The sequence below is a fragment of the Alloprevotella sp. oral taxon 473 str. F0040 genome (genome assembly GCF_000318095.2).
GTDB lineage: Bacteria > Bacteroidota > Bacteroidia > Bacteroidales > Bacteroidaceae > Alloprevotella.
Genome location: NZ_KB290724.1, coordinates 36,300 through 54,646 on the forward strand (window position 1 = coordinate 36,300; position 18,347 = coordinate 54,646).

An 18,347-nucleotide genomic window follows, 5' to 3' on the forward strand; every position below is an offset into this window, starting at 1 on the left:
GTTAGAGGGTCGCAGACCCTTTTTTGCTCGCCACAAGTGGATCGGGCTTATTAGAGGTTCTAGATCATCTAGTATTTCTAGTGCTTCTTGTTCATCTAGTGTTTCTAGTGCTTCTTGTTCATCTAGTATTTCTAGTCCGATCGCGCTAGCCTTCTAACGTCTAACCTCTAACGTCTAAAGTCTAATCTCTAACACCTATCTTTTACTTTTAAAAAATTGACGCATCAGTTCCCCGCACTCCTCGGCAAGGACACCAGCGGTGACTTGTGTGCGAGGGTGCAAAGCCTCAGGGGCATAGACGGAATAGCCACGTTTGGGGTCGGCAGCTCCGTAGACGATGCGCCCCACTTGCGCCCAGGCCAAAGCCCCAGCGCACATCACGCAGGGTTCGACGGTGACGTAGAGCGTGCAGTCGCTCAGATACTTCCCACCGAGTGCATTGGCAGCAGCGGTGACGGCTTGCATCTCAGCGTGTGCCGTAACATCGTTGAGCGTTTCGGTGAGGTTATGACCACGTGCTATGATGCGATCTTGACACACCACCACTACTCCCACCGGCACCTCGTCGCGATCGGCAGCCATTTGCGCTTGTTCCAAAGCGCGGAGCATATATTGTTCGTCTGTTGTCATTGTTGTTTACAAGATAATATGAAACTTAAAGGATAGAAGGGAGGGAAGGAAGCACGAAAAAGCCAATGCTTCTGCCCGATTTCTAACCTTTCTTCATACTCAAAGCTATGCGGCCGCGCGCTTTATCGACTTCCACCACACGTACTTCCACTTGTTGCTGCACTTGCACCACTTCTGCAGGATCTTTCACAAAGCGGTCTGCCAGTTGCGACACATGCACGAGCCCTTTCGTTTTGATGCCCAAGTCTACAAATGCGCCAAAATTGGTGACATTCGTCACGACCCCTGGCAGCACCATGCCAATTTCCAAATCGTCTATGCTGTGCACGCGCTCCTCAAATTGGAACACCTGTGCCGTGCCACGAGGGTCACGGCCAGGTTTGTCGAGTTCAGCCCAAATGTCGTGGAGCGTGGGGAGGCCCACTTCGGCGGTGCAATAGCGATTGAGATCGATTTTCTGACGAATCTCTGGTTGCGCGATGAGCGACTGGAGATCAGTTCCAGCATCACTCGCCATCTTTTCCACCAGCGCATAGCGTTCGGGGTGCACCGCGGTGTTGTCGAGAGGGTGCTTCGCTTGGGGAATGCGCAAGAAACCTGCGCATTGTTCAAAGGCTTTCGCCCCCAGTCGTGGCACTTTCAATAGTTCTTTGCGCGAAGCAAAAGCCCCATGTTCGGCACGATAATTGACAATATTTTGCGCCAATGACGCTCCGAGTCCGCTGACATAGGTGAGAAGATGGGCGGAAGCCGTGTTGAGATTGACACCCACAGCATTCACGCAATGTTCGACGGTGTGATCTAGCGCGCGCTTCAGGGCAGCTGCATCTACATCGTGCTGATATTGTCCCACGCCGATGGCTTTCGGGTCGATTTTCACCAACTCTGCCAATGGATCTGCCAAACGGCGGGCGATGGACACCGCACCACGCACGGTGACATCATGGTCGGGAAATTCTGCGCGAGCCACTGCCGAAGCGGAATAGACCGAAGCTCCGTCTTCGCTCACCAAGAAAATGGGAATCTCGTCCCAATTCACCTCAGCATTCGCCTGAGATTTCAGACTGCGCACCAGTTCTTCGGTCTCACGTCCTGCCGTACCATTACCAATCGCCACGGCTTCTACGCGATATTGCTTCGCCAATATCTGCAAGGTGGCTGCGGCAGCGGCGCGGTCTTTCTTGGGTTCGTGAGGGTAAATCGTGGTGTTGTGCAAGAGATCGCCTTGTTCATCAAGGCAAACCACCTTACATCCCGTGCGAAAACCAGGGTCGATACCCATGATTCTCCGCGAACCGAGGGGCGCAGCGAGGAGCAGCTGTTGCAGATTTTGTGCAAACACGCGGATGGCTTCTTCGTCTGCCTGCTGTTTACTTTGCGCAGCAAACTCCGTTTCGATGCTGGGGCGCAACAATCGCTTGTAGGCATCGGCGGCGGCAGTGGCGATTTGCGCAGCGGCAGCTGTGTTGGGGCGCACAAAAGGTCGGGCGATGCGGTCGGCTGTCCCGCTATCATCGGCAGGAGCGATGGACACGCGTAGCATGCCCTCCGACTCTCCGCGGCGCATCGCCAACAGACGGTGGGAAGTGCAGCGACGTAAAGGTTCGCTCCAGTCGAAATAATCGCGATATTTAGCAGCCTCTTCCTCTTTGCCTTTCACGAGTTTCGAGGAAATCACGGCTTCTCTACCGAAGACATTGCGGAGGGTCTGTCTGCTGCGTTCGTCTTCGCTGATTTGCTCTGCGATGATGTCGCGTGCCCCTTGCAGAGCAGCAGCCACATCGGGCACCTCGTCGGTGAGAAAACGCTCAGCGGCCAACTCTGGATCGTCTTGAGGACGGAGCAGTAACTTCTGAGCGAGGGGTTCCAATCCTCGTTCGCGCGCCACCTGCGCCTTGGTGCGGCGTTTGGGTTTGAAGGGAAGATAGAGATCTTCCACCTCGGTGGCATCCCAAGATTGTGCGATGCGCTGGCGCAACTCATCGGTGAGTTTTCCTTGCGCTTCGATGGTTTCGAGCACAAAAGCCTTGCGATGCTCAAGTTCTTGGACTTTGCGGTATTCATCTGCCACTGCTGCCACCTGCACTTCGTCGAGTGCGCCTGTGGCTTCCTTGCGGTAGCGAGAAATGAAGGGGATGGTTGCCCCCTCGTCCAAGAGTCTGAGGGTAGCTTCTACTTGTTTATCGCGCAGATTGAGGCGTTGCGCTATGAGATGTTGGATTGTCATTGAGAGGAATGGCCTATTATAGATGAGCAACTTCTAAGGGATTTTTATCGTCTCTGGAGTTTGGGAAGTTTATTCTGCAAGCAGCTCCCTTCGTGCACAGTACTTCCCATCAGATAGTGGCTAAGAAACCGCATCGTTTCTCTTCTCAGAGGCTAAGAAGGTGCCGTTTCTTTGGGCGTTCGCTCCATCCTGGGCAGCAATGCTAACAAGATTAATGGCACATTGCTTTCCGTTTTCTGCAAGAGCCTATACCTAGAAGTTCCAACAAATTTACGACATCTTGGGCATCCTACCAAGGTTTTCGCACAATAGTTAGAAACTCTCATTTCACCATCCTAGTAACTCTACAAGCATACATTTCCTATAACTCTCTAGAAGCTTCATCCTCAAAACAAGTCATCACTCCCCCTCTTTGCGAGTCTTTCCCAAAGCATAACAGTGTTTTCCCCATAAAATCCTCTGTTTTCGAGTTTCATCTGCATCCATCTTTTGTATTTAATACGATATTACACATTAACTCGCACAAGAATCTGTCTCCAAAGTCCACGATATATTTACATAATATCCTAGAAATCAAAATTTACCTTGTTCCTTTCTTTGCAAAATCAACATGACTTTACATTAGTATTCGTGCACGTCACTTACAAATTTCAAACGCTTTTTCTAGAAATAAGTCACTTTTTACGGATAAATACTTGTATTTCAAGAAAAAGATACATTTTACTCCCTCTATTGTTTGGCATATATTGCAAAACATCCTACTTTTGCAAAAGTAAACTCTGATAAAAACAACAAAACTATAGAGATTTATCTCATACAGTCCTATTTTTACCGCTTATGAATAGAAAATTTACTGCTTTCGCTGCTGCACTCTTTGCCTTCGCAGGAATTGGTGTACAAGCTCAGCCACTCCCCCAAGGACTTGCTCCTTTGGTTAGCATTATGCAAGCCAATGCTCAACAAAGTCCTCAATTTTCAATTACTACATGGACTAGCAATAGCTTCACAAATGAAACTCCTATCACAGAAGTAACAGAGCTTTATGAATGGGAAGATAAATCTGTTACTGCCGTTAAAATGGCTAAGGGATTCGCTAGTATTCGTGAGGGAGGAAAGCATTCTTTCACTTTTACCTATAAAGGCGGTTCCAATAAGTTAATAACCATCGCTGTGTTAGCCAAAGACTTAGCTGGCAACGTAGTTGATTTGGCTATGCATAAAGGGGAAACAGGAAATACTAGTAACAACAATACTTATACCTTGGATATTTCCAAGCCAGGACTTTATGAACTCACCTACTTTGTAGCTAGCTTAGAAAACGAGCCTATCACTTCTAATGGGGTGATTACTGTTTCTCCTGCCGTTCATCCTGGTGTAGCCTACTTCGATCTTCCATATAATTCAAAGGCGAAGCTCACTCCTTGGACCCCAAGTGCAGACACTAAGGCAGAAAACCATGTACCCCTTAGCAATACCATTCATAACCAGAATTGGAATGAAAAGCTTTGGCAGGATGTTAACAATCTTCCCGAAAAAGTTAAAGCCTTTGGTTTTTCAAAAGAGCAAGTAAAACAAATTGTGTTGCCTGTTTACGTAAGCAAATCTGGTAAGATTACTGCGAAATACGTATATACAAGTGCTGCTCCAAACGGCAACAAAGCATTGCACCCTGTAGGCGTTGAGTTATTAGATGGTTCAGGCAATGTTGTTGCTTCTGATTATCACAAAGGAAATGCAGGTACCCGAGTAGAAAACACAGAGTATAATCTTCAAGTGGACAAAGGTGGAAACTATAGTCTCCGATTCCTTTGCGAGAACAAATCTGAAGAAATAGCCTCACTCGGTCATATCCAAATCTCTGCTGAGTTAGGAGTCGATGTTTGGCAATTTGCCCAAAACGATTTCTACAATATAAATGTGGACAAGAACGCGACAAAAGGTACCGACCGCTTTATCCAAAGCTTTAAAATATCTACGCCTGGGGGACAAACTCTAGATTTCAGAGGATTTGCTAGAAACAAGGTTTATCTCGACTACACAGATAGCTACAGCATTTTACCTGTACTGCCAGGAGCAGAAGTCAATTTTGACGTTAAATGGGGAGGTAGTTGGATGCATAGTTATCTATATCTTGATCGCAATCAAAACAACATTTTTGACGTCACAAGCATTGACGACGACGAACTCATCTATGCCACTGTATATAATGGTAAAAAGAAGACGAAAAATGGCGTAGAAAATACAGGTGATTCATGGAAGGTCAACTTTCAGGACGGAAGTTTCACGGCTCCCACCACGCCTGGTCAATATCGTCTCCGTTACAAAATAGATTGGAACAACGTAGATCCAGGAGGTAGCACTAACGAAGGTAATAAGATTGCTGATAACAGAGGTAATATCGTAGACTTTATCATTGAAGTACTAAATACAAAAGACTTGAAAAAATGGGAGTTGCAAAACTGGAAGTATAATCTCACAGTGCGCCAATACAAAAATGGCAACTATGCTACTATGATGGTTCCCTTTCCCGTGAGAATTCCGCGAGGAGTTTACGCTTATTTACTCAAGGAAGAACCAACTTCTAATGGCATAAACTTTCAACTTCTTCAAAGTAAAGTCATACCTGCTTATACTCCCGTCTTTATCACAGCAGACAAGGCTGGAGAATATGAATGTACAGCAGAAAGCAATGACCAGCAACCAATTGTTTCTAAACTCATGGGCACCACAGAACCTCTCAAGCAATCAATGCGCGATGAGAATCTGTATAAATATTATGTCCTAGTTAAGAATGCAGAAGGCAACGCTCAATTCTGCCTCATCACAGGATTTACAATCCCGGCCAATCGTTGCTTCATCAGAGTACCCAATGATACTCCTGCAACTGCTATTCATTTTAACGTCCCCAAGCAAGTTGAGCCTACAGGTGTTATAAACATTACTAGTGAGAACAATGCAGACGTTAATGTCACCTACAACCTTGCTGGACAGCGTATAAACCAGTCTTCAGCAAAGGGTTTTGTAATTCGCAATGGTAAAAAGGTGTTGATTCCCTAAACGCTCATATGAGAGCCATCATTAGTCAGAAGATTCTATCACTTTCTCTGTTTACCTTATAGATAATCTGAACCTAAAACAGTTTCATACAACTCTCTCCATTCCTTTCACAAAGGTCATCCTTATTGGATGACCTTTGTTTTTTATTTATTACTGTCCGATAAACTGCAAAAAATCCAGCCCGAAGTCCTATTCTAAAGGGCTTCGGGAAGCTTTCTTGTGCCGTTCGGAAGTTTACCAGACAGTAGTATTTTTATAATATCCTCCATACTTATCAACTCATTCAAAATGGTGACCAAAAGAAGTCTATAGCTTGAGTATCTTCATGCACAAGAAGAAAAGAGGAAAAAGAATTCTGAAAGAGTCAGGGATTATCGTAAGAGGAGACAGAAAAGAGTATTCCCTTTTCCAATAAAAAACGAACAACAAAAAATCCCTCCTGCTGGAAATCCAACAGAAGGGAGGTGCCTGAAACGAGACTCGAACTCGTACAGCCATAATGGCCAAGGGATTTTAAGTCCCTCGTGTCTACCATTCCACCATTCAGGCGTAAGGTGGTGCAAAGGTAAGGATTTTAAGAAAAATGGCCAAATGTTTTTGCTAGTTTTGTACGACAAAAACGTCTGATTGGGTCGAGTAAGCAGCGGAATAACGGTAAAGCGACACATTGGGTTGGCCATCTGCCTTGGTCACACTCACTGCGCCGCCATTGTTGAGGTCATAATGCCGCTGACAACGGCCACAGATGAGCACACCAGGTGCAGAAGATTCCCAAGAAAGTCGGCGTTCAACATAAGCTCCTTGATAGCAAGACGGGCAAACAAGGTCGAAAGCCACGACCGACTGCCGTCCGCTCAGGTCGGGCAAGGCAGGAGGGCCCACCACAAAACCAGCTATCGAAGCAGGAGCTCCATAAGCATCGAGTGCCGTGCGCGGGTATCGGCTCGTACGCTGGGCAGCATTGGTGAAGGTGTAGTACGAGGCATCATACGTGATGGCACACCACTCCCCCACTCCATGCACCGCTGCCGAAAGCACTGGGACAGCTGCCACTGGAGAGAAACGCAAAAAGGCACGATGACGCGAGAAGCGCGAAGTGCTCTCCTCACCGCAAGCCATCAAACTAGCCATTGCACCAAGATACACCGCCATGCCGATGGCTACGAAAGCATGACTTAGCCGCCATTTATGTATTAAAGCCATCATCATTAGCCATTATTGAGCGTACTATATAGGAATCCTCTCTTTACTATACAGAAAGATTTAACCCACAGCTAAGATCTGGCTCAAGAACTGTGCCAAGCCGTCGGGGGCTTTCTTGATGTGCTTCTCCACCATCTTGCGAATGAAGAAATTAAGTTCCACACCTATGGTGACCTTGAGTGCTGCTTGATACGTGCCTTTCTCCACGAGTTGCACCCAGACAGTGGCATTTACGGGAGAATTTTGGGTCACGAGTTTCACCAACTTGCAAGGTTCGCGCTCTACAATGGCAAGAGACACAGGCCCCACCTTAGTTTCGGCAGAGATAGTGTCTTCGGTGAACTGCATCTTCTCCACTTGCTCGCGAATCTCAGCGAGTTTTTCGGGCGACACTTGGTCGGCAGGGAGATTTTGCAAGATGTATTGCATCTTCTCGGGGTCGGAGAAAGCAGCTTTAAGGGCTTCAAAACGGCGTAAATCGGCCAAACGCTCATAAGCCTGTGCTTGTGTAGCATTGACCGTGTAGATTTCGGAGGTATATTTAGTCATCTTTAGGGAGAAATAATCCTTCCTCCCTCCTTGGAGCATGCGAAGGCTGTTGAGAATCATTGGCAATACACCCATGCATGTCCATGTCTATGAGGAAGTGCTGGGAGAATCACTGCTACATGTCGGGAGAATCACCTCAACAAATATAGGAGAACCATTGCAACATGTCAGAGCGAAAGTGCCAACCATCCGCGCCTCTAGCAAATACAAAGGAGGGAAGAAGAAAAGAATGCGAAAAAGAATAGCTACGAAGCCTTACACTTCAGGGCTCCAAGTGGAAGGATTGGCGCGCCAACGAGCCAAAAGGGGCAAATGGCTCTCCTCGATGTAGCCAATGGCACGAGCTGTTTCTACCACAGCCTCATAGTTGGTGAGCGTGGTGAGGGTGACATTCGCAGCGCGGAAAGCCTCTTCTGCCACAGGGAATCCGTAGGTGAAGCTCGCCACCATGCCGAGAATTTCAAAACCAGCAGCGCGGAGAGCTTCAACAGCCTTAAGACTGCTGCCGCCTGTCGAAATTAAATCTTCGACCACCACCACTTTTGCGCCTTCGGGAAGCGTACCTTCAATGAGATTTCCCATACCATGATCCTTGGCTTTGGCACGCACGTAGCACATAGGGAGATCCAAAGCGTCAGCTACCAAAGCACCTTGGGCGATAGCCCCAGTGGCCACACCAGCAATGGCAGTAGCTTCAGGATATTGCTCACGAATCAAAGCCGCAAGTTGATCTTTCACGAATGAACGTACCTTGGGATAGGCCAACGTCTTGCGATTGTCGCAATAGAATGGGGACAACCAGCCACTCGCCCAGGTGAAGGGCTGCGTGGGTTGGAGTTTGATGCACTGCACCTCAAGCAATTGCTGTGCAAATTGGGAAGCGATGGAAGACATATTAGGTTGATTTTAAGTAATTAGTCAGCAAAAAGAAGTCTGCACTATGTGAGCGCAGAGGAGGCTATGCCCTCGCGCAGCGCGTGCACTACGAGTCGCGCTCCTTCTTGTGGGGCAACATTTGTGCCAAGTTGGGCACGCATACGCGCATATCCCGATAATTGTGCTTGTCGAGCCGCACTTTCATCGTCGAGCAGTGGGAGCAAATGACGGGCAATGTGGTGCGGTGCGGTATGATCTGCGATGAGTTCGGGCACCACCTCATCGTCTGCAATGAGATTGACCAAAGAGATGAATCGGCAATTGAGAAAATGCGGTTGGATGGCGCGAACGAGCGCACCGCCTCTGATATGATAGCACACCACCTGCGGCACGCCGAAGAGCGCGGTTTCGAGGGTGGCAGTGCCACTAGTGACCAATGCGGCGTGCGCGTGCTTCAACAGCGCGAAAGTAGCGGAAGACACCAGATGCACATGAGGATGGCCCTCCAAATAAGGCGCATACTCCTCTAGTGCTATACCAGGAGCTGCGGCAATGACGGCTTGAAATCCTTGCGGGTGGGCAGCATGTTCGGCAATAGTATGAACAGATGGCTCTGTCGGTGCAGAAGACTGTCCCTTACCACTGGCCACATGTTCGGCTTGCACCAGCGCAAAGGCCTGCAACATCCGCGGCAGATTGGCGGCAATCTCCGAGCGGCGTGATCCAGCCAACAACGCAACAATCTTGCGCTGCGGTTCCAGATGATGCGTCTCACAAAAGTCCTTCCAAGTACAGGTGTCTTGCTGCAAAAAATCATCGATTTCTGCACGAGAAGGATTGCCCACATAGTGGACAGGATAGCCATGTTTTCGCTCGAAATAGTCCACTTCAAAGGGTAAAATGGAGAGCACCTTATCCACATTCCGGCGAATTTTGCGAATGCGCCCTTCTTTCCACGCCCAGATTTTTGGGGCGATATAGTAGAAGATGGGAGCATCAAGATGTTTGCGTGCCCATGCTGCGATGTTCAGATTGAATCCGGGATAATCCACTAGGATAATGGCATCGGGGCGATAGGCTTCCATGGCTGCCTTACAAGCACGCATGGCACGAAGTATCTGAGGCAAGTGAAGCACCACCTGCACAAAACCCATATACGCCATAGTGCGATAGTGCCAAAGCACCTCCACTCCTGCCGCAGCCATGAGATCTCCGCCCAATCCTTGGAATTGGGCTTCGGCATCTTCCTTGCGAATGGCAGTGACGAGGTGCGAAGCGTGAAGATCGCCCGAGGCTTCGCCAGCAATGATGAAATAGCGCATGATGAGCAGTGGGGATAACTAGGTGAAAAATGCAGGGTGTGATGGAGAACAGCGAAGGTTCACCCTCTGTCAAAGCCAACTTACCACTCCTTTGCACGGAGATGGTCGAGCAGCGGATAATGGGTTGCATCGAGTGTCTGCGGAGTGATGGACACGTAGCCATGAGCCAAAGCCCAGCGATCGGTATCCTTGGCCTCTGGTTCTAGTTCATAAGGTTCGCCAGTGAGCCAATAGTATGGCGTTCCAGTGCGAGGTTTGTAGTTCTCCGCCATCTCATTGACCCAGCGCGAACGTGCCATGCGACACACTTTCACACCTTCAAACGTTTCGACATCGGGGAAATTGACATTGAGCGTGGAATAAGGTGGCAACCCATCGCGAAGTACCTGCTGGACAATTTCTACAATATAAGGCGCACAGGCTGACATGTCGGTATCATAGCTGAAGTGGCAATAGGAAAATCCGATGCCTGGCACACCTTGCAGCACGCCTTCGCTGGCTGCTCCCATGGTGCCAGAATAGAAGGTATTGACACTAGAATTGTCGCCATGATTCACTCCCGACACCACCAAATCTGGTTGGCGATTGTAGCTATTGAGCAAGACATTGAAAGCTAGTTTCACACAGTCCACCGGACTTCCCGTGCAGGAATAAATGTCGAGTCCCTCTTCTTCATGCACCAATCGGCACTGAATGGGCTGAGTGGCAGTGATGCCGCAGCCAAAACCTGAGCGCGCACCATTGGGTGCCACCACCAAAAGGTCGGCAATGGGGCGCAACACATCAATGAGAAAGTTGATGCCAGGAGCTTTATATCCATCATCGTTAGAAACGAGAATAAAAGGACGTGGAGAAGAGGAGGACATATCTACAAGAGATTAAAGAAAACAAAATAGAAGAGCACCCATCAAGGGCGAAGAACAAACATCATCTGTCGCGATGTTGCCACAGCAAAGCCACCATCACGGGTGCTCCCACTAAGGGTGTCACCGCATTGAGCGGCAGTTGTGCATCGCCCCATAGGGGCAGGCGCGCCACCAATTGGCAAAAGAGAAGGAGCACACTCCCCATCAAGAGCGTGAGGGGTAGCAGACGATGGTGGGTGCCTTGCTGGGAAACAAGGCGCGCTGCGTGAGGAGCAGCCAAACCCACGAAGGCGATGGGGCCACAAAGGGCTGTGACCAAAGCTGAGAGCAGTCCGACGACGGCTAAAAGGCGCAAACGCTCACGTTCCACGGAGATTCCAAGTGACTGTGCATAGATGTCACCCAAAAGCCAAGCATCAAGCACACGCAACTGACGAATACTCAAAAGCAACAATCCGCAGACGATGAGAACAAAAAAAGGCAGGAGCGACCAACTCACCGAGGTGCAATCGCCCAAGAGCCATAGTTGATAGTGGCGTAGTCCATCGGCCGAAGCGCGGTGTGCCAAGATGGCCAACACGGAGGTGACCATGAAAGAAAGCATCACCCCAACTAAAAGCACGACAGTGGCACTCGCCACACGGCGACTCACACCCAGCAGCAAAACCAACACCACAAGTGCGCCCAGCAATGCTGAAAATACGGTGAGAGTGAAACCTGTCAAGAGCGAAACACTCCTCACCATCATCATGGCGAGGGCAGCTCCGAGAGCGGCACCAGCGTTGATGCCCAAAAGCGAAGGGTCGGCTAGCGGATTACGAAAGAGGGTTTGTGTGAAAAGTCCACTTCCTCCTAGAGCGGCTCCCGAGAGGGCGGCGGTGAGTGCGATAGTGAGTCGATGGTGCACCACGATTTCCTGACCTACTGCTGAGACTGTGGAAGGATAGCCCCAAAGCGAGTATGCAGCATCTGCCAGAGCAGCACTCACTTCTTGTGGAGTCATCCACACACTCCCCACAAAAAGATGCAACACCAAAAGCAGTAGCACGAGGCCACTCAAGCTCAACAGAAGGGTGCGATGGGAGAGAGGGGGAAAAGCCATGGCGAGGGGATACGAACAATAAGGACTAAAACGCCGCGAAGACTAGGATAGAAAGACTACAAACTAGGCTTCATCTGACTAAATTTATCTGGACAAGGGATGAAAATAGCGCAAAGTGGTGCTAGAGTCTGAAGGCAACGTGCCGAGCATAATGCACCATTCGCGCAACAACTGCGCTGGGGCAAAAGGGGTATATTCATAATAGGGCACTTGCATCGTGTTGCACACCCACACGCGATGGGAACGCACAGCTGGGAATTGCGCATACACACGCTCTTGCTCCTTTAGTGCCGCATAGTGGCTAGGCACTTCATCCCCTCCTTTGATGACCCACACATCGGCCTTTTGGGCATATTGCCACGCTCGCTCTAAGGGGAGAGGCAGGCTACCAGCTTGGATGTTGTGGCGCAGCGGATAATCTCCTCCAGCATCGGCGATGAGAGTGGCTAGATAGCTGCTGCCTCCAGGCACATACCAAGTGCTTTGCCAAGGTAAATCGAGCCAAACACGAGGTGGTCTCTGCAAAGAGGAGGAAGATACAGTGGAGGAAGCAACCTTCGTTGCTGAGTTAGCAGACGTCTGCTGTTTACTTCTCACATCATTATCTCGGAGACTTTCAGGAAAATCTCGGAGATTTGTCAAATTATCTCGGAGACTTTCAGAAATATCTCGGACATTTTGGGAGCGCACTCCTACTTTCGTTGTGTTTGCAAGTTTTTTGGGAGAAGAAGAAGTGGAAGGAGAAAGAGGATGGGCTGCCCTCTGCGCGGTGCTAACCTGCACGATTCGCACAAGACTATCATAGTGCTGCACTTCTTGTGCGAAGAGGCTGTCAGCCAGTTGGGATTTGCCCCACAATCTGCCGTAAAATCGCATCCACTCTGCACGTCCTAAAGGGGAGGTTTCGAGATAGTCGGCACAATCTACGATGGGGATGCCGGCTCGCTCTAGGGAGGCGTAGCGAGTGTTCTCAAATGGCGCAAAAAGGCATACGTCTGTTTGGACAGCCAAGATGCGCTCCAGGTTGGGTTGGTCGCCACGTCCAAAGTCAGGAAGGCGGAGCTGTTTCAACTCAGGTGCAATGATATAGGCCGTATCACAAAGTCCTACAAGCGATTGTTGTGCTCCCATCCAAAGAGCAAGGGAGGCATGCACGGTGCTTTGCGGCAAAATGCGCTGCAAAGGGGTGCGAAGCAACACGGACGTTGGGTGCTGCGCTTGCAAAGCTTCGAGAGCAGAGGAAGACATCGCTTGATCCACCAATAGATATTGGCGCAACACTTGCGTGGTGTCCCAAGGATTGATGATTTCGACCCACGTGTGGTCGGGATGCTCCGTCATACGCAGCAATTTAGCGTAGCGCAAGGACTGGGCTGTGGGCTGAACAGATGTGGCACATCCGCAGAGCAAGAACAACCATGAGACTATGAGACAATAGTAAAGCTTTAATCGGCACATACCCTTCGAGCTTTTGCCGTTTGTCCGCGTTGCAGACAGGCCTCATCGTCAGTTTGCGGAGCAAAAGGTAGGGTAACTTCGCCCACCAACGACGTGTTCATCAACTGGCAGATGCGTTGATTGTCATAATTATGCCCAAGCAAAAACATCAACTTGGTCACTACGGCTTCGAGTGTCATGTCGTGACCGTTCAACACTCCGGCCTGTATGAGCTGGAGCGACGTGTCATAACGTCCCATGTCCACTGCTCCAGTGGCGCACTGCGTAGTATTGACAATCACCACCCCACGTTCGCTGAGGGTTTTGAGGCGTTCGTAAAGCCAAGGCAGCTTAGGAGCGTTGCCAGCACCATAGGTTTTGAGCACAAGTCCGCGCAGATTGGGGATGTCTAGATAGGCATTCATCACCTCTTCGCGCATGCCAGGGAAGAGGGTCAAGATGGCGATGTGGTCATCGAGGAGATAGTTGGGACGGAAGGGCTTCTCAGGGTCGGGACGATGGATGAAGGCTTCTTCAAACTTGATGTGGATGCCAGCATCGGCCAGATGATGAAAATTGTAAGAGCGAAAAGCGTTGAAGCCCTCAGAGTTAATCTTAGTGGTGCGGTTGCCACGAAGGAGTTTATTCTCAAAGAAGATGCAGACCTCGGGCACCATGGGCTGGCCATCTGGGCATCGGGCTGCAGCAATCTCAATGCTGGTGAGGAGATTTTCCTTACCATCGGTACGCAACTGGCCTATGGGCAACTGACTTCCTGTGACGACGACAGGCTTACCTAAATTTTCGAGCATAAAACTCAAAGCAGAAGCAGTGAAGGCCATGGTGTCCGTGCCGTGAAGGAGAACAAAGCCATCATAATCATCGTAATTGTCGGCGATGACCTCTACCATACGTGTCCAATACTTGGGCTCCATATCGGAAGAATCGATAGGAGGGCCAAAGGTGATTGTTTCGATGTCGTAGTGGAAACGCGCAAGTTCCGGCACGAAGTTGCTGATATGCTCCCAATCGAAGGCTTCGAGTGCGCCAGTGGTGGGATTTTCGAGCATGCCAATCGTGCCGCCAGTGTAGATGATAAGTATCCGTGCTCCGTTCATGTCCAAATTTTGTTTCTGCAAATATACCTTTTTTTAGTGAGATTCTCCACCTTTTCTATTCAAAAAATCCCCCTCACCATCGAGGTTCTCGGCACTATGACAGGGAGGAAATGTAAGGTTTTGTGGCAGATTGCTGGAGATGGATGCGAAAATCCGACGTACGAACAGCAAAATCCGATAAATAGTTGTATCTTTGTCGCAAATTCGCACTGAATTATTGAGGTCTTTTTTATGGAGGTTAGCTTCGCTTTTGAGCAATAATAAACCTTCCCTCTCCCTCTGTGCGACGATGACAAGACGACGATATGAAAGAATTTATACAAACTGAGGTCAAGGCTGAAACGGCTGTCCTTGTAGCACTCATCACCAAGACCCAAAACGAACATAAAACGCAAGAGTATCTCGAAGAACTGGCTTTTCTGGCGGAAACCGCTGGAGCAGAGACGGTGCATCGCTTCACTCAGCGCATGGATGGTCCGAGTTCTGTGACCTATGTGGGCAAGGGTAAGTTGGAAGAAATTCGTGCCTACATAGAGGATTGCGAAAAAGCGGCAGAAGAAGCTGAAGAAGATCCGCTATGGCCTGCCGATGTGGAGAAACCACGCCCCGTGGGTATGGTGATTTTCGACGATGAACTCTCAGCGAAACAACTGCGCAACATCGAGGCGGTGCTGCAAGTAAAGATTTTAGACCGCACTTCTCTCATCTTAGACATCTTTGCGATGCGCGCACAAACGGCGAATGCGAAGACTCAAGTGGAGTTGGCACAATATCGCTACATGCTTCCTCGTCTACAACGCCTTTGGACACACCTTGAACGCCAAGGTGGTGGTTCGGGTGGTGCCGGTGGTGGCAAAGGAGGTAGCGTGGGTTTGCGTGGTCCTGGTGAAACGCAGCTCGAGATGGACCGACGCATCATCCTCAACCGCATGTCGCTCCTCAAAGAACGTTTGGCAGACATCGACCGACAAAAGACTACGCAACGACAAAACCGCGGAAAGATGGTGCGCGTGGCACTAGTGGGATACACCAACGTGGGAAAATCTACCCTCCTCAACCTGCTTTCTAAGAGCGAAGTCTTTGCCGAAAACAAACTCTTTGCGACTCTCGACACCACAGTGCGCAAGGTGATTGTGCACAATCTGCCTTTCCTCTTGGCGGACACGGTGGGATTCATTCGCAAACTGCCCACAGACTTAGTGGACTCTTTCAAGTCTACCCTCGACGAAACGCGCGAAGCGGACTTGCTCGTGCACGTGGTAGACGTGAGTCACCCAGATTTTGAAGAGCAACTGCAAGTGGTGAACCGCACCCTCTGCGACTTGGGTTGCGCCGACAAGCCACAAATCTTGGTGTTCAACAAGATGGATGCTTACACTTGTACGCCTAAAGATCCTAACGATTTGACGCCTGCCACGAAAGAAAACGTGACGTTGCCCGAACTCATGCAGACCTGGATGGGACGCACGCAAGGCACGGGCGAGAACATGACCGAACAACAGGGCACTGCTCCCTTGGACGTGATTTTCATCTCGGCACGCGAGCGCGAAAACATCGAAGAACTGCGCGACCTCTTCTACAAGCGTGTGCGCGAAATCCACGTGCAAAAGTATCCTTACAACGATTTCCTCTTCTACGACTATGATGCAGAAGGGGAAATGGTCTAACCTTTTCCACGACTTCTCCCTCACTCGCTGACTTCCCAACTAGGATTGCCCCAGCAAGTGGGGGAGATTGTCGTAGAAGATGGGGGAGATTGGAGTGGAAAATGGGAGGTTGCACCGATTTTCACGGAGGGACACTCCACAAAAAGACGCTAGACCTCAGCGATTAGAGCCATGCAGGCAAGAAACTCTGCATCGTTCTAACGCTGAGGTCTAGCGTTGTTTATCTCAATCTCTGAGATTGATGTTCAAAAGGTCATAGAGCTTTATAGACAAGCCTGATTCATGATTGCAAAACTAGTGCGAAAGCCCTATTCAGGCACGTAGATTACTTCGCCATTCTCCAACTGATAGGCGACACCTACCTTCTTGCCGCGCGAACCTTCGGCATTGCTCTGGTCGTTAGAGGGCGTGTAGCGTTGTATCTTTTCGCCTTTCTTGGTCACTATCTCCATGTTTTCCTTACCGGGATTCTTGACCATGGTGAAATCTTGCGTACTAAACATTTCGGTCATATTGTAGCGACTCACCAAAGCTACCATCAACGCTACGGCAAACACCATGGCCACGTCAAAAAGGTTGGCCACGCTGCCCATGATGTCGTGTTCTTCGCCACCACCCATCAGACGGCGGCGAGGCTTGTTTCCTACTTTTCTACTCATTTCTACAATAGGTTTGAGAGGATATATGGGGAATCGCTAGGCTAGTCTTGGACATACTTTTGTGCCAAACGTGCTTCGATGAAGTCCAAACGCGCAGCATCTGCCGCCAACCAGCGTTTTTTCACCTGTACCGTCAATGTGCCTATCGCACCAATCACCAAACCCACCACCGTAGTGGCGAAGGCCACCTGCATGTTGTACGCCATGCTGGCTATATCGCCCGAGGAGAGTCCCACCAAAGCAGGTCCCATGGGGATGAGGGTGCCCATGAGTCCGAGCACAGGTCCCATCTTCGCCAACGTGCGAGGGAGATTTTGATCGGCATCTGCGGCAATGTCAAACTCAGCAAGGACACGCTCACGAAGAGGGGCATCATTGCCAGCTGCCACTAGGCGATGATAGAAAGGGGCTGCAATGCCCAATCCAGCGGAAGGGAGTTGTTCAAGAAGAGCCTCCACGTTGTCTGCAGTCAGTTGGTCAAGGGTGGCTGCAATCTGTGCATCTGCCTTGCGGCGCGCAAGCAGTTGTCCGAAAAATCCTCCCACGAGCAAGAGCGCACGCACGAAGAAAAGCACCAAGAGAACGATGGTGGGCACGAGCAATCCCGTGCTGATCCAGAAGAGAATGTCAGAGATATAGTTCATTGTTATAAGGTATGTTTTACTGATTTGCGGGGAATCCTTCCCCGAAAGTCCATCCCGTCAACTTGTGGGGCGGATTTTTCGTGTGGTAAGGGTTGAAGCAATGTGGTGGGAGTGCGGAGCATTCGTGCGCTGCTTGCCACAACACTACTGCCCTACCCTAGTGTTTGCGGAAGAAGTCTTACGACGACTCCAGAAAAAGCCGATGAGCGCAAAGACCACAAAGAGTGCCACGACTGCCAAGAGGGAAAGGAAATCTACATTCCCCACACCTTCCACCGCTGTTCTGCCATTGACGGTGGCAATCACCCCAAGAATACCTATGAGAAGATTGAGGAGGAAGAGGAGCTCTAGGCGAAGTTCGCGTTCGGGAAGGAGAAATTCCAAAACCCATCCAAAACCCACGAAAGCCACAGCCACAATGGCTGCCAATCCCCACGCAACGAGTGCGAAGTCTACGCCAGGGAGGAAGAAGATGGTGCTTACTTCGAGCGAAAACAGCACGGGGAAAATGAGTAACCCTGGGTATATCGCCAGAAGACCGCGCCAGAGTTTGCGCAACAACACGGAGTAGCGATTTTGCGCCACGTAGATTTGTTGGAAAGGCTTCGCAGGGGCTTTAGTGGTTCCCCAACAATAGGCGAGGAGGAAGGCTACATCTATGCTGAGCACTACGGCTGTGTCGCGCATCAAATCAGGATTGGCAAGCCAAGCTTCAATCTGCGTTTTGGATTGCTCCACCGCCCACGGCCAAGCCAGCCCAACAAAGAGAGCGCACAAGGCGAAGGTGATCCAGCGCACTCGTAGTGTCGCCAGCGAAAGTTTGAGCAGCGTGCTCAAACTCACAGCCACCATAAGACAAAGAACGAGAGTTTGCATTTTAGACGTTAGAGAGTAGACGTTAGACGTTAGAGGGTTGCAGCCCCCTTTTGCGCCACGACAAGCGTGACTCGGAGAAATAGAAGTTAGACGTTAGAGAGTAGACGTTAGACG

General features: G+C 49.8%; 15 protein-coding genes and 1 tRNA gene. 2 read left to right on the forward strand and 14 right to left on the reverse strand.

The annotated features are described in order from the left end of the window. Positions 1-195: 195 nt before the first annotated feature. Together HMPREF9999_RS09535 and HMPREF9999_RS09540 are read right to left on the reverse strand one after the other, a co-directional pair. Positions 196-630 (reverse strand): nucleoside deaminase, encoded by a 435-nt coding sequence (locus HMPREF9999_RS09535; RefSeq protein ID WP_009437905.1) that lies wholly within the window; start codon positions 628-630, stop codon positions 196-198. Between the two features lie 82 nt (positions 631-712). Then, the gene (locus HMPREF9999_RS09540; protein ID WP_009437906.1) at positions 713-2,857 is read right to left on the reverse strand and encodes a Tex family protein; all 2,145 of its coding nucleotides are present in this window, start codon (positions 2,855-2,857) and stop codon (positions 713-715) included. An 837-nt stretch (positions 2,858-3,694) separates the two neighbouring features. Here HMPREF9999_RS09540 and HMPREF9999_RS09545 point away from each other — a divergent pair. Next, positions 3,695-5,914: a hypothetical protein gene (locus HMPREF9999_RS09545; protein WP_009437909.1), complete on the forward strand. Its 2,220-nt coding sequence runs from the start codon at positions 3,695-3,697 to the stop codon at positions 5,912-5,914. Positions 5,915-6,379: 465 nt separating this feature from the next. Here HMPREF9999_RS09545 and HMPREF9999_RS09550 read toward each other — a convergent pair. From HMPREF9999_RS09550 to HMPREF9999_RS09595, 9 genes are all read right to left on the reverse strand, one after another. Then, positions 6,380-6,463 (reverse strand) — tRNA-Leu (locus HMPREF9999_RS09550). 51 nt (positions 6,464-6,514) lie between these two features. Next, positions 6,515-7,123: a hypothetical protein gene (locus HMPREF9999_RS09555; RefSeq protein ID WP_009437911.1), complete on the reverse strand. Its 609-nt coding sequence runs from the start codon at positions 7,121-7,123 to the stop codon at positions 6,515-6,517. 54 nt (positions 7,124-7,177) lie between these two features. After that, the gene (locus HMPREF9999_RS09560) at positions 7,178-7,666 is read right to left on the reverse strand and encodes a hypothetical protein (RefSeq protein ID WP_044063473.1); all 489 of its coding nucleotides are present in this window, start codon (positions 7,664-7,666) and stop codon (positions 7,178-7,180) included. 255 nt (positions 7,667-7,921) lie between these two features. Further along, positions 7,922-8,560, reverse strand: a complete 639-nt coding sequence (pyrE, locus tag HMPREF9999_RS09565; protein WP_009437913.1) for an orotate phosphoribosyltransferase — start codon at positions 8,558-8,560, stop codon at positions 7,922-7,924. A 44-nt stretch (positions 8,561-8,604) separates the two neighbouring features. After that, the gene (locus tag HMPREF9999_RS09570; protein ID WP_009437914.1) at positions 8,605-9,864 is read right to left on the reverse strand and encodes a lipid-A-disaccharide synthase; all 1,260 of its coding nucleotides are present in this window, start codon (positions 9,862-9,864) and stop codon (positions 8,605-8,607) included. 80 nt (positions 9,865-9,944) lie between these two features. Continuing rightward, a complete protein-coding gene (gene surE / locus HMPREF9999_RS09575) occupies positions 9,945-10,730 on the reverse strand; it encodes a 5'/3'-nucleotidase SurE (RefSeq protein WP_009437915.1) in 786 nt (261 codons plus the stop codon). 61 nt (positions 10,731-10,791) lie between these two features. Next, the gene (locus tag HMPREF9999_RS09580; RefSeq protein WP_009437916.1) at positions 10,792-11,832 is read right to left on the reverse strand and encodes a FecCD family ABC transporter permease; all 1,041 of its coding nucleotides are present in this window, start codon (positions 11,830-11,832) and stop codon (positions 10,792-10,794) included. Positions 11,833-11,916: 84 nt separating this feature from the next. Continuing rightward, positions 11,917-13,290: an ABC transporter substrate-binding protein gene (locus tag HMPREF9999_RS10090; protein WP_157049660.1), complete on the reverse strand. Its 1,374-nt coding sequence runs from the start codon at positions 13,288-13,290 to the stop codon at positions 11,917-11,919. Then, complete coding sequence (locus tag HMPREF9999_RS09595; RefSeq protein WP_009437918.1) at positions 13,278-14,387, reverse strand: asparaginase; 1,110 nt, start codon at positions 14,385-14,387, stop codon at positions 13,278-13,280. The genes HMPREF9999_RS10090 and HMPREF9999_RS09595 overlap by 13 nt, the downstream gene beginning before the upstream one ends. A 305-nt stretch (positions 14,388-14,692) precedes the next feature. Here HMPREF9999_RS09595 and hflX point away from each other — a divergent pair, with 305 nt between their 5' ends. Continuing rightward, complete coding sequence (gene hflX, locus HMPREF9999_RS09600; RefSeq protein ID WP_009437920.1) at positions 14,693-16,054, forward strand: GTPase HflX; 1,362 nt, start codon at positions 14,693-14,695, stop codon at positions 16,052-16,054. A 308-nt stretch (positions 16,055-16,362) separates the two neighbouring features. Here hflX and HMPREF9999_RS09605 read toward each other — a convergent pair whose 3' ends face one another. The 3 genes from HMPREF9999_RS09605 to HMPREF9999_RS09615 form a co-directional block, all read right to left on the reverse strand. Next, positions 16,363-16,674 (reverse strand): DUF2149 domain-containing protein, encoded by a 312-nt coding sequence (locus tag HMPREF9999_RS09605; RefSeq protein ID WP_009437921.1) that lies wholly within the window; start codon positions 16,672-16,674, stop codon positions 16,363-16,365. 80 nt (positions 16,675-16,754) lie between these two features. Further along, positions 16,755-17,357 carry a MotA/TolQ/ExbB proton channel family protein gene (locus HMPREF9999_RS09610; RefSeq protein ID WP_009437922.1) on the reverse strand — a complete coding sequence of 201 codons (603 nt, stop codon included), beginning with the start codon at positions 17,355-17,357 and terminating at the stop codon, positions 16,755-16,757. A 144-nt stretch (positions 17,358-17,501) separates the two neighbouring features. Then, positions 17,502-18,233 carry a hypothetical protein gene (locus tag HMPREF9999_RS09615; protein WP_009437923.1) on the reverse strand — a complete coding sequence of 244 codons (732 nt, stop codon included), beginning with the start codon at positions 18,231-18,233 and terminating at the stop codon, positions 17,502-17,504. Positions 18,234-18,347: the final 114 nt, after the last annotated feature.